This is a genomic window from Streptomyces natalensis ATCC 27448, assembly GCF_000935125.1.
Lineage (GTDB): Bacteria > Actinomycetota > Actinomycetes > Streptomycetales > Streptomycetaceae > Streptomyces > Streptomyces natalensis.
Genome location: NZ_JRKI01000029.1, coordinates 206,597 through 220,397, shown reverse-complemented (window position 1 = coordinate 220,397; position 13,801 = coordinate 206,597). Strand labels below are relative to the sequence as shown.

General features: G+C 69.4%; 10 protein-coding genes. 5 read left to right on the top strand and 5 right to left on the bottom strand.

Annotated elements, in window-relative coordinates; translation table 11 throughout:
- Nucleotides 1–42: 42 nt before the first annotated feature.
- On the bottom strand, nucleotides 43–1,524 hold the full coding sequence (locus SNA_RS20845; protein ID WP_030063576.1) for a sugar transferase: 1,482 nt from the start codon (nucleotides 1,522–1,524) through the stop codon (nucleotides 43–45).
- An 810-nt stretch (nucleotides 1,525–2,334) separates the two neighbouring features.
- Here SNA_RS20845 and SNA_RS20840 point away from each other — a divergent pair.
- The 4 genes from SNA_RS20840 to SNA_RS20825 all read left to right on the top strand — a co-directional run bounded on the left by SNA_RS20840 (nucleotide 2,335) and on the right by SNA_RS20825 (nucleotide 8,149).
- Nucleotides 2,335–3,276, top strand: coding sequence for an ABC transporter ATP-binding protein (locus SNA_RS20840; protein ID WP_030063575.1), 942 nt, complete (start codon nucleotides 2,335–2,337; stop codon nucleotides 3,274–3,276).
- Nucleotides 3,273–4,631, top strand: coding sequence for an ABC transporter permease (locus tag SNA_RS20835; RefSeq protein ID WP_044366160.1), 1,359 nt, complete (start codon nucleotides 3,273–3,275; stop codon nucleotides 4,629–4,631). The genes SNA_RS20840 and SNA_RS20835 overlap by 4 nt, the downstream gene beginning before the upstream one ends.
- Nucleotides 4,632–4,635: 4 nt before the next feature.
- Complete coding sequence (locus tag SNA_RS20830; RefSeq protein WP_044366158.1) at nucleotides 4,636–7,422, top strand: alkaline phosphatase family protein; 2,787 nt, start codon at nucleotides 4,636–4,638, stop codon at nucleotides 7,420–7,422.
- A 418-nt stretch (nucleotides 7,423–7,840) separates the two neighbouring features.
- Entirely contained in the window at nucleotides 7,841–8,149 is a 309-nt protein-coding gene (locus SNA_RS20825) for a hypothetical protein (protein WP_030063568.1), read from the top strand.
- A gap of 245 nt (nucleotides 8,150–8,394) precedes the next feature.
- On the opposite strand, the gene SNA_RS20820 is transcribed toward SNA_RS20825, so the two are convergent.
- Complete coding sequence (locus SNA_RS20820; protein ID WP_030063567.1) at nucleotides 8,395–9,285, bottom strand: aldo/keto reductase; 891 nt, start codon at nucleotides 9,283–9,285, stop codon at nucleotides 8,395–8,397.
- 16 nt (nucleotides 9,286–9,301) lie between these two features.
- Entirely contained in the window at nucleotides 9,302–10,243 is a 942-nt protein-coding gene (locus tag SNA_RS20815; RefSeq protein ID WP_044366157.1) for an NAD-dependent epimerase/dehydratase family protein, read from the bottom strand.
- A 70-nt stretch (nucleotides 10,244–10,313) separates the two neighbouring features.
- On the opposite strand from SNA_RS20815, the gene SNA_RS20810 reads away from it, so the two are divergent.
- Entirely contained in the window at nucleotides 10,314–11,267 is a 954-nt protein-coding gene (locus tag SNA_RS20810) for a LysR family transcriptional regulator (protein ID WP_044366155.1), read from the top strand.
- A gap of 162 nt (nucleotides 11,268–11,429) precedes the next feature.
- Here SNA_RS20810 and glpK read toward each other — a convergent pair whose 3' ends face one another.
- Together glpK and SNA_RS20800 are read right to left on the bottom strand one after the other, a co-directional pair.
- Nucleotides 11,430–12,944, bottom strand: coding sequence for a glycerol kinase GlpK (gene glpK / locus SNA_RS20805; RefSeq protein ID WP_044366153.1), 1,515 nt, complete (start codon nucleotides 12,942–12,944; stop codon nucleotides 11,430–11,432).
- A 37-nt stretch (nucleotides 12,945–12,981) separates the two neighbouring features.
- Entirely contained in the window at nucleotides 12,982–13,749 is a 768-nt protein-coding gene (locus SNA_RS20800; protein WP_030063560.1) for an IclR family transcriptional regulator, read from the bottom strand.
- Nucleotides 13,750–13,801 lie beyond the last annotated feature (52 nt).

The following is a 13,801-nucleotide window of genomic DNA, read 5'->3' as shown; positions in this document are numbered from 1 at the left end:
GGCCTGCCGTCCGTGCGCCGACCAAACGGCACCCCCCGCGCATCAGTACGCCCCCTGCCCGTGGAGCACCGCACGCAGCGTCTTCCACAAGATCACCGTGTCGAGGGCGAGCGACCAGTCCTCCACGTACCGCAGGTCGAGGCGGACGGCCTCCTCCCACGGCAGGTCGCTGCGTCCGCTGATCTGCCACAGGCCGGTGAGTCCGGGCTTGACCAGCAGTCGTCGCCGGATGTCCGGGCCGTACGCGGCGGACTCCTCCGGCAACGGAGGGCGCGGACCGACGAGCGACATCGATCCGGTGAGCACGTTGAAGAGCTGCGGGAGCTCGTCGAGCGAGTACCGGCGCAGCACCGTTCCCACCCGGGTCACCCGCGGATCCCGGCGAACCTTGAACAACAGCCCCGCACCCTCGTTGTGGTCGGCCAGCGCGGCACGTGCCCCGTGGGCCCCGACGACCATGGTGCGGAACTTGAGAATGGTGAACTCGCGGCCGTCCTTGCCGACCCTGCGCTGGCGGTAGAACGCCCCGCCCCGGCTGTCCGTCAGCACCAGTAGCCCGACGAGCACCATCAGCGGCGCGAACAGCATCAGCAGGACCGCCGCGCCCATCCGGTCGACGACCTCTTTGACCGCCCGGCGGCCCCCGGTGAAGATCGGCATGCTGACCCGCAGCAGTGGTATCCCGAGCACCGCGTCGACGTGCAGCCGCGGGCCGGCCACCTCCATCAGCACGGGGGCCACGACCATCTCGGCATCGCTGCCTTCGAGGTTCCAGGCCAGCCGTTGCAGCCGCTCCGGTGACCAGTACGGGTCCGGTGTGACCGCGACGACACGGTAACCGTCGCGCTGGACGTGGCTCGCGACGTCCGGCAGGCGACCGACGACCGGTACTCCGTCCAGTTGGTCACCCTCGTCGAGCCCGAGACCGTCCGTCGTGCACACCGCATCCACCCGCCAGCCGAGGTGCGGGAACTTGCGGGTCCGGGCGATCAGGTCGCGCACGGTGACCAGGCTCCCGGCAGCTAGCACCGGTCGCAGGCACCGTCCTTCCTTCCGCTGTTTGTGCAGCCAGAGGCGCAGCAGATACCGCGCGGTCATGGTGATGAGCGCGATCGCGGGTATCGCGACGAAGATCCAGAGCTTGATGTTGCGCGAGGTGAGGGCGATCCCGCCGAGCGCCAGTACGACGGTCGCCATGAACAGTGAGCGTCCGAGCCGGCGGAATTCCTCGGCGCCCTGGCCGAGCACGGCCGGAGCCCACGACCGGCTCACCGCAAGCGCCCCCAGCACCAGCAGCTCGGTGCAGAATGCGAGAATCCCCCACTTCTCATGCCAGTTGGCCGCGTCCCGGACCCCGAAGAAGTTGCCGATCGCCGCCACCACGAAGGCGGTGGTCACGGTATCGCTGGTGATCACGGTACGGCGGTAGCGCTGCTCCCAGTCGATCGCGGGCGGGCTGACTGCCCCGTCCACCGGATGCCCGTCCGCCGAGAGAAAAGGGCTGACCCATTCCCCCTGTTGCACAGACCCCCCCACGTCGCCAGTGGGCTCGACGTGTTCGCTCCACACGGTTCCTCCCCCTGGGAGGCGCGTGCCCCCCACACTGTTCCTCCCTTCGGGAAGCCCCCGCCCCCCGCGCCGCGCTGTTCCTCCCCCCGGGAGGCCCCCGCCCCCCGCTAATGACATTCCGGCTGTTGCAGCGCTGCCTCGGGTGCTCCCCGCACCCGAGCCCCTCTCGGGCTCCAGGAATTGATCACCCCCACATCTGGCGCCGGGGGCGCGGCTGTTGGCTGTCCATAGCATTGGACCTATAGATCATGATTTGTCGCCTCGTGTCATGTGAAGCACGGTCAATGTAGAGCATCGGAGCCCGCCTGAAGAGGGGATGTGTGCAACTTGTGCTCAGGCTTTGAAGCCGGATTCACCAAACGATCACTACCTGTGGGTGCTTGGCGACGAAGACATGCCTCCTGACCTGGGATGACGGGAATCCTCCGAGCCGCCGGCACCGGCAACCCCGAGGCGTCCCGGCACTGCCGGCTGAGCCGCGGTCAGTAGTGCCGGGTCCTCAAAGGGGGTACAGATATCTACGCCGCAGTGGGCGAGTTGGCGCGGGCCTGCCCCATGTCCCTGGCCGGGCCCGGGAGTTGAGTTGAGCTGAGCTGTTGTCAGGCGGGTGCCTGGTCGGTGTCGTCCGGTCCGGCGAAGGACCGGCGGCGGGGCGTCAGTGCTTGGGACGCCTGCCGTCCCCCGTTCCCGGAACGTTCAGCTCGTCTCCCTGCCCCCGTTCCATGCCGTCCCTACGGTCCTTGACGGTTTGTAAGGAGGGGGTTCATGGACGCAGTCCTCGCGGTCCGGGCTCGCGGGATCACGAAATGCTTCGGCGACGTCGTCGCACTCGACGACATCGATCTGGAGGTTCCGCAGGGCCAGATCCACGGCTTGGCCGGCCCCAACGGCGCCGGCAAGACGACATTGCTCGGCCTGCTGCTGGGCCTGGCCGTCGCCGACAGCGGGAGCCTGAAGATCCTGGGCATGCCGGTCGGGCGGGCGCTCGCCGCTCCCGACGGTGTCGCCGGCTTCGTGGACGGGCCTGGTCTCTACCCCTCGCTCACCGCCCGGCAGAACCTCGCCGCACTGGCCGCTCTCCGCGGCCACGACGCGCGGACGGCGGGGATCGACGACGTGCTCGACCAGGTCGGGCTCACTGATGTCGCCGACGACCGGGTCCGCGGCTTCTCCCTCGGCATGCGTCAGCGGCTCGGGCTCGCCGCCGCCCTGCTCACCAAGCCCCGGCTGATCGTGCTCGACGAACCTTCCAACGGCCTCGACCCGGCGGGCAAAAAACACGTGCACGGTGTCCTCACCCGGCTCGCGAACGACGGAACCAGCGTCGTGCTCTCGAGCCACCGCATGGATGACGTCGAGGCACTGTGCTCCGAGGTCACCCTCCTCGCCACCGGACGGGTGGTCTTCTCCGGACCGCTGAACAAGCTGGCCGCCGAGAACCGTGACCTCGACTACCGGTTGCGCACCTCCGACCCGCAGTCCGCGCGCCGGCTGGCCGCCGACACGGCCGGTATCCGGGTCGTCGACGACGCCGGGGCACGGCATGACGCCGAGGTGCTCGTGGTGCGCACGCTGCTGCCGGCTCTGGATGAGCTGGTGGTGCGGCTCGTGCAGTCGGGTGTCGCGGTGCGCGAGCTCGCACCTGTGGTGTCGCCGCTCGAGGCCGCGTTCCTCGCTCTCACCGAGCAGCAGGAGGCGGGCCGATGACCGCGGCCGTCGCCGCGCGCGAGGTCGCCGGTGCCCGGCGCGTTTCGGTGTCGCGCAGCTACCGCTTCGAGCTGGTCAAGCTGGTCTCGCAAGGGCGCATCCGCTTGCTCGTCCTCGCCTGCTGGATCGCGCCGGCGCTCTTCGTCGCCGCAGTGAGTCAGCAGAGCACGCTCCCTTCCGACACGCTCTTCGGCCGCTGGATGCACTCCACCGGGTGGGCCGGTCCGCTGGTGATGCTCGGATTCGCGGGCACCTGGGCGCTCCCACTGCTGACCTCGGTGGTCGCCGGCGACGTGTTCGCCTCCGAGGACCGGCTCGGCACCTGGCGCCACCTCCTCGTGGCCGTCCGGTCGCCCCGACGGATCTTCGCGGCGAAGGCACTGGCCAGTCTTACCGTCCTGCTGCTGCTCGTGACCGGGCTGGGCTGTTCCAGCGCGGCCGGCGGCGTGGTGGCGGTCGGCAACCAGCCGCTGGTCGGCCTCGACGGCCATCTGCTCGCGCCGGCGGACGCCGCCGGTAAGGTCCTGCTCGCCTGGATTTGCGTACTCGCCCCGACGTTGGCCCTCGCCGCGGTCGGACTGCTCGGGTCCATCGCGCTGGGGCGGTCCCCGATGGGACTGCTGCTGCCCGGCCTCCTCGCGCTCGCGATGCAGCTCGCCCAGATGCTGCCGCTGCCCGTCGCCGTACGCCTCGCCCTGCCGAGCTACGCCTTCATCGCCTGGAACGGTCTGTTCACCAGCCCCATGCAGCTCGGCCCGCTCCTGATCGGCATCGTCGTCAGCCTGGTGTGGGCCGTGCTCGCGACCGCGCTGGCCCATGTGCTGTTCCTGCGGCGGGACTTCACCAATCTCGTCCACGACGGTTCCGGGCGCCGTGCGCTCACCGTCGGGCTCCTGCCACTGGCCGGACTGACCGCTCTCACCGTTGTGGCCCTCGCCGTGGCGACCCCCTCGGCGGGTTCCGGGATCGAGCAGGGCACGGTCCAGCGGTCCGTCGCCACGGCGTTCGCCCACCTCTATCGCCTCCAGACCCGGCAGCTCCACCGCCCCGCCGTCACGGAGGCGCAGCTGCGGACCACGGCGGCGTGCACCAAGAGCGACGGCCAGGCCGCCCAGGAAGGGGCGGGCAACGACTGGCGCTGCGTCGTGACCTGGCATCTGCCCGGCATCGCCGTCGCGGGGACGGCCATCTACCAGCTCGACGTCGGCCCTGACGGTCGGTTCGTGGCCGACGGTGACGGACCGAAGGAAGTGAACGGCTACTTCCTGCTGCGGACTTCGACCGGGGACTCCCCGAATCCGCTGTGGCAGTTCGACGGCAACGTCGAACTGCTCGACACCACCTCGAAGGGATAGTTCCATGCAGGTAACACGGCAGCGCCGGGTTGACGAGAAGGCGCAGGTCAACCTCTTCGGCAGACGCGTCGGCCGCCGGACCTTGCTGGTGACGGCAGGCATCGCCGTCGCCCTCGGGGTCACGGGTACCGCGGTCGCCTCGACGTGCCAGTTCGGCACCCAGCAGGTCGCCCAGGTCACCGCCGACGGCCAGGTCATCTCCAGCGACCAGTACATCAAGCCGTACGGCAGTCGCACCGTCCTCAACGACGGCAAGATCATGTCGTCCGCGGTCAGCCCGGACGGCACCCACCTCGCGGCCTCGGTCGCCGACGGTGACGCGTCGCTGGTCGTCATGGACCTCGCGACCGGGCAGGTGAAGCAGAAGGTCGGCACCAACGCGGCGGACGACCTGCGGATCAAGAGCGGCGCCGTCGGCCAGGAGGGCCCGACGTACTCGCCCGACGGCAAGCAGCTGTGGCTGGGCCAGGCAGACGGCTACACCAAGTTCACCGTGGCCGCGGACGGCACCCTCTCCAGCCCGGTGACCGTCTCCATCCCGGTCGACGGAACCAAGCACGCGCTCGTGGGCGCTGCGGTGTTCTCCGCCGACGGCTCCACCGTGTATTCCGCGGTCAACGGCCAGAACCGGGTGGTCGCCATCGACGCGGCGACCGGAACCCTCAAGCAGAGCTGGCCAGTTGGCAACGCTCCCCGCGGAATCGCCCTGGTCGGTGGCAAGTTGTACGTCAGCAACGAGGGCGGGCGCCCGGCGAAGCCCGGCGACACCACGATCGACTCCTACGGCACCCAGGTGGTGGCCAACCCGCACACCGGAGCCAGCACCACCGGCACGGTCAGCGTCATCGACGTGACGGACCCTTCCCCAAGCTCTTCGAGCAGGGGATACCCCGACGCCGCCGTCGGCACCATCGACGTCGGTCTGCACCCGACCGCCGTGTACGCGACCAAGGGCGCGGTGTTCGTCACCAACACCGCCGACAACAATGTGTCGGTCATCGACAGCCGCAAGGACAAGGTCGTGCAGACCATCTCCACCCAGCCGTGGCCGGAGGCCCGGGTCGGCTACGAGCCGAACGCGGTGACGCTCACCGACGACGGCCACCTGCTGGTGACGCTCGGCCGCGCCAACGCGGTCGCCGTCTACCGCTACAAGTCCCCGCAGGAGCCCGCCAGTTACCTCGGCCTGCTGCCGACGGACTACTTCCCCTCCGGAATCGCCGCCGTGGGCAAACACGTGGTCGTCTCCCATACCCGTGGTATCGACGCCCGCCGCCCCTCCACCACCGGCGGACACGGCACCCATGACACGACGTCGAGCCTGACGCAGTTCACGCTGCCGGACGACCGCGTCATCAGGTCCCAGACGGCCAAGGTCTTCAAGCAGAACGGCTGGACGCCCGGCTCGGTCACGACGGCCACGGGCAAGAGCCACGCCAAACCGCTGCCGGTCCCGGTGCGGCTCGGCGACCCCTCGACGATCAAGCACGTCTTCCTGCTCGTGAAGGAGAACCGGACCTACGACCAGGTCTACGGCGACCTGTCGCAGGGCGACGGCGACCCGACGTTCACGCAGTTCGGCGAGAACGTGACGCCGAACCAGCACGCGCTGGCCAGGAAGTTCGGGCTCTACGACAACTTCTACGACATCGGCACGAACTCGGCCGAGGGCCACAACTGGCTGATGCAGTCGGACAATCCGGAGTACACCGAGTCCTCGGCCGGTGAGTACGCGCGCAGCTACGACACTGAGAACGACGTCCTCGGCCACCAGAAGACCGGCTTCATATGGTCCGGTGCGCAGGCGGTCGGCAAGTCCGTGAAGGACTACGGCGAGTTCCAGTCGGTCGAGAGCAAGCCGGCCGGTGCGACGTGGCAGAACCTGTACTGCGACGCCAAGAACATGGACGCGACGGGTCAGCAGACCGCGTACCCGATGCAGACGGGTTCGGCGATCCCGTCGCTCAACAAGGTGTCGGTGCCCGGCTTCCCGCTGTTCGACCTCGACGTCCCGGACGTGTACAAGTACCAGATCTGGAAGCAGGAATTCGAGAAGAACGGCCCGGCGAACCTGAACATGTTCTGGTTCTCCAACGACCACACCGGCGGCCCGCCGAGCCCGGCCGCCGAGGTCGCGGACAACGACCTCGCGGTCGGCAAGATGGTCGACGAGATCTCGCACAGCAAGTACTGGAAGGACTCTGCGATCTTCGTCGTCGAGGACGACTCCCAGGCCGGCATCGACCACGTCGACGGGCACCGTGCCCCGGTCCAGATCATCAGCCCGTGGGCCCAGCACGGCAAGGTCGACAGCCACTACTACTCGCAGATGACGATGATCCGCACCGTCGAGCAGATCCTCGGGATCCACCCGATGAACCAGAAGGACAGCGCGGCGACGCCGATGTACGGGGCGTTCACCCGGAAGCCGGACAACACCCCGTTCACGGCACAGCCCAACCGGATCTCACTGACCGACGGCCTGAGCACCCCGCCTCCCTGCGGCGCGGACACCCCGGCCCCGCAGGACAGCAAGGCGGTGCTCGCGCCGACGACGACGAAGGTGCCGGCGGACAAGCAGACGCTCGCGGCGCAGTGGAAGACATGGGAGTCCCACCAGCGTCTGACCGGCCCGCACGCCGTGCCCGACTTCGCGAACCCCGCGCAGATGAACCACCTCACGTGGTACCAGACGCACAACTGGGCCAAGCCCTACCCCGGCGAGTCCAAGATCTACGCACCGAAGGACGTGCCGGGTGCCTACATCCCGTCGGCGGAGTCCGACGGCTGACGAAGGCTGCGCGCGTCAAGGGGCCTCTGGCCGGCGCCACTGCCGGCCAGAAGCCCCTGCTGTTCCCTGTGGGGACCAGACTTTCCCCGGTTCGCGCTGCCGTCCCCGACTACTACACACGTTTCACCGACCGCACCACGGTGAGCGCCGTCTTCCATGCTTCGAAACGCGGTTGGCTCTCCGTGCGGGCCTCCCGGTGGCGCTGCGTGCAGCACGCCGATGTCGGCCAGGCCGTCCCCAGAGTCCTACCGGCGCCCGCAGACCCGTATCCGACTTCCGCCCTCGGCCTACGAACCGGGCGTCTGGCCACGGCGACCGGGCCGCTGAGGCAGTAGCCGCGCAGAGACCATTTAGTGATCGTTTATCGGGGCTCGGCAGGATGTGAAGTGTCGAGAAGGATCCATCACAGGGGAACGGTATGGCCAGGCTGTATCTGGAGAAGCTCAAGTGCGTCACGACTGAGGGCTGGAGCGGCTTCGATGAGCCGAGGCTCATTGTCCAGGACCGCGGCACGGTGTGGAATGGAACGGTGCTGGGGGACCGGATGTTCACCGTCAAGTACGACTGCGACTTCACGGGGACGATTGCTGTCTCTCTTGGGGAGCTCGGCGCCTCGGGTGGGGATGGCGAGCTCGGGGAGCAGCGGATCACGGATACGCCTGGTGAGCGCAGTCTGCGCTTCAGGGCGGACGGGGCTGAGTACAGGCTGCTGTACGCGGTGGAGTAGGTAGCTCGACTTGTAGCAGCGTGATGCTTGGGCGAGTGCAGCGCTCGTGATCAGTACACCTGCGGTGCCTCCCCGGATCGTCGTGGCTCGCGGGGCTGGTCGGGCAGGTGCCGTTCGACGAGCGTGGAGGCAGTCCGTCCTGCCGACGGCCGGATCCGCGGCCCGCCCCATGCCGTGCGGCGGTGCTCACCTTTAGCGGTCGAGCGCCGCGCTCATGTGTCACAGCGGCCGACGAGTGGGCCGGCTCAGCCGGACAGTGGCAGTGCGTCTGCCAACTGTGCCTGCTCCTCCTCGCTGAGCTTGAGCTCCACCGCTCTGGCGGAGTCCTGGATGGAGGCCGGGCGGCTGGCGCCCGGTACCGGGATCACCGTCGGGGAACGGGTCAGCAGCCAGGCCAGGGCGATCTGCTGCGGGCTGGCGCCGTGCGCGGCCGCGATGCGGTGGAATGCGGTGCTCGCAGAGGTTGGACCGGACGGTCCGTCGAGGGAGCTGCGGGAGATGCCGCCCAGCGGACTCCAGGGCAGGAAGGCCAGCCTCAGCTGCGTACTCAGCCGCAGCTCGGGCTCGCTGTCGCGCACGGCGGGCGAGTACTGGTTCTGCACGGAGACGAGGTCGTTGCCGAGGATCGCGTGGGCCTGGCGGATCTGGCCGGTGGTGACGTTGGAGATCCCGGCGGCGCGGATGGTGCCGGCGTCGAGGAGCTCGCGCAGCGCGCCCACTGACTCCGCCCAGGGCACGGCCGGATCCGGCTTGTGCAGCTGGTACAGGCCGATGGCCTCCACGCCCAGGCGTTTACGGGATGCTTCGGCGGCGCTCTTGAGGTGGGCGGGGGTGGCGGTGACGGTCCAGCTGCCGTCGCCGGGGCGGCCACGGCCGCCCTTGGTGGCGACGAGGACATGAGAGGTGTCCCGGCCGTAGCGGGCCAGGGCGCGGGCGACCAGAAGTTCGTTGTGACCGGCTTCGCCGGCGTGCCAGTGGTAGCTGTCGGCCGTGTCGATGAGCGTGATCCCGGCGTCCAGCGCGGCGTGGATGGTGGCAATCGCCTGTGGTTCGTCCGGGCGGTGCTCGATGGACAGCGGCATGGCGCCCAGGCCGACGGCGCTGACGGTGGTGTTTCCCATCGTGCGGTACTGCATGGTGGGTGACTGCTCCTCAGGCGGTGGTGGCGGGGATGGTGTTGAGTGCTTCGGCGACGGCGCCGGGCAGCCAGTCGGTGGTGTGGGAGAAGGAGAAGCCCAGGTTCTTCGCGCGGGCGTTGCTCATGGCGTAGTGACGGTCGAAGGAGAACGGCGAGGCCGGCTCGCCCGCGGCGACACTGCGGTAGACGGGCTCCCGGCCGGCCCGTGCGGCGATCACGGCCCCCAGCTCGTACACGTCGAGCGGGCCGTCGGAGCAGGCGTTGACGGGGCCGATGGCGTCGGTGGTGGTGGCCGCCCACCCCAGCAGGTCCGCCAGCTCCTGGTAGTGGATGAAGACCGTGGGCAGCGCCTCGGAGTGCACGGCGATCTCCCTGCCGTGGGTGATGCGCTCGACATAGTGCGCCAGCCGGCCGGTGAACTCCGCCGTGCCGCCACCGAGCACATGGGCGCTGCGCACGGCGGCGAAGTCGAACCCCTGGTGCTGGGTGAAGACGGCCTCGGCCTGGCGCTTGCCTTCGGCGTAGTGAGCCTGAAGGTATGCCGTGTCGTGCCAGGGCAGGTCCATGGCCACGAGCCAGGTGGCCGGGTCCACACTCTCCTCCGGCACCGGTGTGCCGTGCGGAACGGTGGCCAGCGCGGCGGTTGCCGGGTCGTAGACCTCGATGGTGGAGGTCATGACGTAGCGCGGGGTGCGGCCGCGGAAAGCGCCGGCGGCGATCGCGGCCTGTACCGGGGTGTAGCAGACCTGATCGATGACCACGTCGAAGGTGGCCGGGCCAAGCGCAGCGCTCAGGGCGGCCTCGTCGTTGCGGTCGACGACGACGTGCTCGACGCCGGCCGGCGGCGGGGTCGAGCCGCGGTTGATGACCGTGACCTGGTGGCCGGCCGCTTGCAGAAGCTTCACCAGGAGCTTGCCGAAGTAACGGCTTCCGCCGATAACGCAGATCTTGTGCATGCCCCCATCCTGGACACCTGCCATCATCAGCAGAAGTGCCCACTTACTGGATACGCATTAAGGAATACTGTTGATCGATGTACAGCGACTGCGTGTCCTGCGGACGGTGGCGGAACACGGCAGCTTCAACCAGGCAGCGCAGGCACTCCACCTCACCCCCTCCGCCATCTCCCAGCACATCGCCGCCCTGGAACGCAGCCTCGGCGCCCAGGTCGTGGCGCGCAGCACCCGCGGCGTCACCCTCACCCCGGCCGGCCGGATCATGGTCGGGGCCGCCGAATCGGTCGCCGCGGAACTCGCACACGCCCAGCAGCAGGTCGACCGGCTCGGCAGCGGCCGCTCCCAGCTCACCATCGCCACCTTCACCAGCGGAGGAAGGCTCCTGCTGCCCGGCGCACTCGCCCGCCTCACCACCACCCATCCCGACACCGTCGTCCACGTGCGGGAGGCCGAACCCGAAGACAGCCTGCCGCTGGTCCGCCAAGGCGCCGTAGACCTCGCCCTCGCCTACCACTTCGACGGCCCGCTGCCCGGCCGGCCCGGCCGGAGTTCCAGCCTGGTGTGGACGGCCCTCATGGAGGACCCCCTGCACGTTGTCCTGCCCGAGACACATCCCCTGGCCGGCCGCCGGGCGCTCGACATCACCGAACTGGCCGCCGAGCCCTGGGTACTCGGCTGCCTCAAGTCCGAGACCTACCTGCGCCGCTACGCCGAACACGCCGGCTTCGACCCCGAGGTGCGCGGCACCACGACCGACTACTTCTTCGCCCGCTCCCTCGTCGCCGCGGGCACGGGGATCTCGCTGATCCCCTCCATCGCGCAGACCCCGCCGATCCCAGGACTACGCACCATCCCGATCACACCGCCGACTCCGACCCGGCACATCGGCGTTGCCACGATCCACCGCCGAAACCACCCCCAGGTCAGCACCCTGATGCAGGCCCTCCAGGAACAAGCAGCGGCAATGGACGCCCCCTGCCCCCCACACACCACCAACCGACCCCACTCATCCGTACGCAACTGAGGAAGTCAAGGCGTACGCCGACACCCCAGGCGTACGCCGACACCGCCTACGGATCGGTGGGTTGCCAAGGAGCTGGCTGCCCCTTGCACTCGCCCTTGCGGACCCAGCCGTAGGCGATGCGGCCCTGCGCCTGGGCACTTCGGCGCGTACGAGGGCGCGCCGTCAGGGCGGGCTCGGCGGCGCGATCCAGCCGAGCGAGCGCTCGACCGCCCGCTTCCAGTTCTCGTACTCCGACTGCCGCCGCTCGGGGGACATGTCCGGCAGCCATTGAGCGGCCCGGTGCCAGTTGCGGCGCAGGACCTCCAGGTCGGGCCAGTAGCCGGCGGCGAGCCCAGCGGCGTACGCGGCGCCCAGGGAAACCGTCTCGACGGCCATGGGGCGCACCACGGGCACGTCGAGCGCGTCGGCCAGGAACTGCATGAGCAGGTTGTCGGACGTCATGCCGCCGTCCACCTTGAGCACCTTCAACGCAAGCGAGAAGTCGGCGTTCATGGCGTCCACCACCTCCCGGGTCTGCCAGCCGGTGGCCTCCAGTACGGCTCGGGCCAGATGCCCCTTGGTGATGTACGAGGTGAGCCCGACGATGACACCACGGGCGTCGCTGCGCCAGCGCGGCGCGTACAGGCCGGAGAACGCCGGGACGATGTAGCAGCCTCCGTTGTCCTCGACGCTGCGCGCGAGGGTCTCGATCTCGGGGGCGGTGCTGATCAGCCCCAGCCGGTCGCGGAACCACTGGACCAACGCTCCGGTGACGGCGATCGGGCCTTCAAGTGCATAGACCGCGGGCTGGCCCTCGATCTTGTAGGCGACGGTGGTGAGCAGTCCGTGCCGGGACCGTACGAGATCGGTCCCGGTGTTGAGCAGCAGGAAGCTGCCGGTTCCGTAGGTGCACTTCGCCTCCCCGGGGGCGAAACAGGTCTGTCCGAACAGCGCCGCCTGCTGATCGCCGAGTGCCGCGGTGATACGGACGCCCGGCAGGACGGTGCGGGCGGCTCCATAGGTCTCGGCCGAGGAGTGGATCTCCGGGAGCATCTGGCGCGGGACGCCGAAGAACTCCAGCAGCTCCTCGTCCCAGTCGAGGGTGCTGATGTTCATCAGCATGGTGCGGCTGGCGTTGGTGACGTCGGTGATGTGCAGGCCGCCGGCCGGTCCGCCGGTGAGGTTCCAGATCAGCCAGCTCTCCATCGTGCCGAACAGCACCTCGCCGTCCTCGGCGCGCTGCCGCAGCCCGTCGACGTGGTCGAACAGCCAGCGGATGCGGGGGGCGGAGAAGTATGTGGAGGGCGGCAGGCAGCAGCGCCGGAGGAAGAACTCGTCCCCGGGCCGGTTTCTGAGGTCCTCGACCAGCGGGGCGGTTCGGGTGTCCTGCCAGACGATCGCCCTGCCCAGCGGGGTGCCCGTACGCCGGTCCCACAGCACGGTCGTCTCGCGCTGGTTGGCGATCCCGATGGCGGCGACCTCATCGGGGCTGACATCGGCGTGCGAGAGCGCCTGCGGTACCACGCGCTGCAAGGTGTGCCAGATCTCGACGGCGTCGTGCTCGACCCATCCGGGCCGGGGGAAGTGCTGCTCGTGCTCCTGCTGGGCGACCGACACCAGCCGACCCCCGTGGTCGAAAAGGATGCATCGGGTGGAGGTGGTGCCCTGGTCGATGGACATCACATACCGCTCAACCATGATCAGCCTTCCGTTGCGGTAAGGACGGCGGCGGGGCTCACCAGCGGGCGGCCCCCAGATCTCTGGAGATCGCCCGCGCGGCGTGCCGGACCTGGGTCACCATGGCCGGCAGCGGGATCCCTTTGGAGTCGCAGATCCGCTCGATCGTGCCGGAGACGCCGATGGCGCCCACCACGAGTCCACCGTGGCCCCGGATCGGCGCGGCGATACCGGCCTCGCCCGTGATCATCTCTTGTACTTCGGCAGCCCACCCGAGCTCCCGGACCTCGGTGAGCGCCAGGGTGAGGTTCTCCGGGGCGGCCAGGGTGTGCCGGGTGTACGCCTCCAGCCCGGCCTCCACGGCCGGTTCCAGGGGCACGCTGCCGAAGGCCAGCAGCACCTTGCCGAGCGAGGAGGCGTGCAGGGGGAGCAGTGAGCCCACTTCCAGGGTCTGGAAGGTGTCGTCGGGGCGGAAGACATGGTGGACTATGAGCACCTTGCCCTCCAGGGGCGTGCCCAGGCGGACCGCCTCCCCGCTGCGGGCGGCCAGGGCGTCGGCCCAGTTGATGGAGCGGGACCGCAGCTCGTTCACATCGAGGTAACTGGTGCCCAGGTGCAGCAGCGCGGCCCCGAGCTGGTACTTCCCGGTCGCCGGGTCCTGCTCGACGAAGTCGATGTTCTGCAGGGTGCGCAGAATGCCGTGGGTGGTGCCCTTCGCCAGTCCGAGCGAGGCGGCCACCTCACCCAGTCCGAGCCGACGGGGCCCGCTGGCGAGCAGACGCAGGATTGCCGCCGCCCGTTCGATCGACTGGACCGGGCCGGCCATGAGGCCATCGTAGTCCCGCGGTCGGCATCTGCCGGGAGGGACGGCTTGCCGC

Coding starts and splice junctions, on each gene's coding strand:
- SNA_RS20835 (WP_044366160.1), top strand. CDS start 3,273: ATGACCGCGGCCGTCGCCGCGCGCGAGGTCGCCGGTGCCCGGCGCGTT.
- glpK (WP_044366153.1), bottom strand. CDS start 12,944: ATGGTTGAGCGGTATGTGATGTCCATCGACCAGGGCACCACCTCCACC.
- SNA_RS20830 (WP_044366158.1), top strand. CDS start 4,636: ATGCAGGTAACACGGCAGCGCCGGGTTGACGAGAAGGCGCAGGTCAAC.
- SNA_RS20820 (WP_030063567.1), bottom strand. CDS start 9,285: ATGCAGTACCGCACGATGGGAAACACCACCGTCAGCGCCGTCGGCCTG.
- SNA_RS20800 (WP_030063560.1), bottom strand. CDS start 13,749: ATGGCCGGCCCGGTCCAGTCGATCGAACGGGCGGCGGCAATCCTGCGT.
- SNA_RS20815 (WP_044366157.1), bottom strand. CDS start 10,243: ATGCACAAGATCTGCGTTATCGGCGGAAGCCGTTACTTCGGCAAGCTC.
- SNA_RS20840 (WP_030063575.1), top strand. CDS start 2,335: ATGGACGCAGTCCTCGCGGTCCGGGCTCGCGGGATCACGAAATGCTTC.
- SNA_RS20825 (WP_030063568.1), top strand. CDS start 7,841: ATGGCCAGGCTGTATCTGGAGAAGCTCAAGTGCGTCACGACTGAGGGC.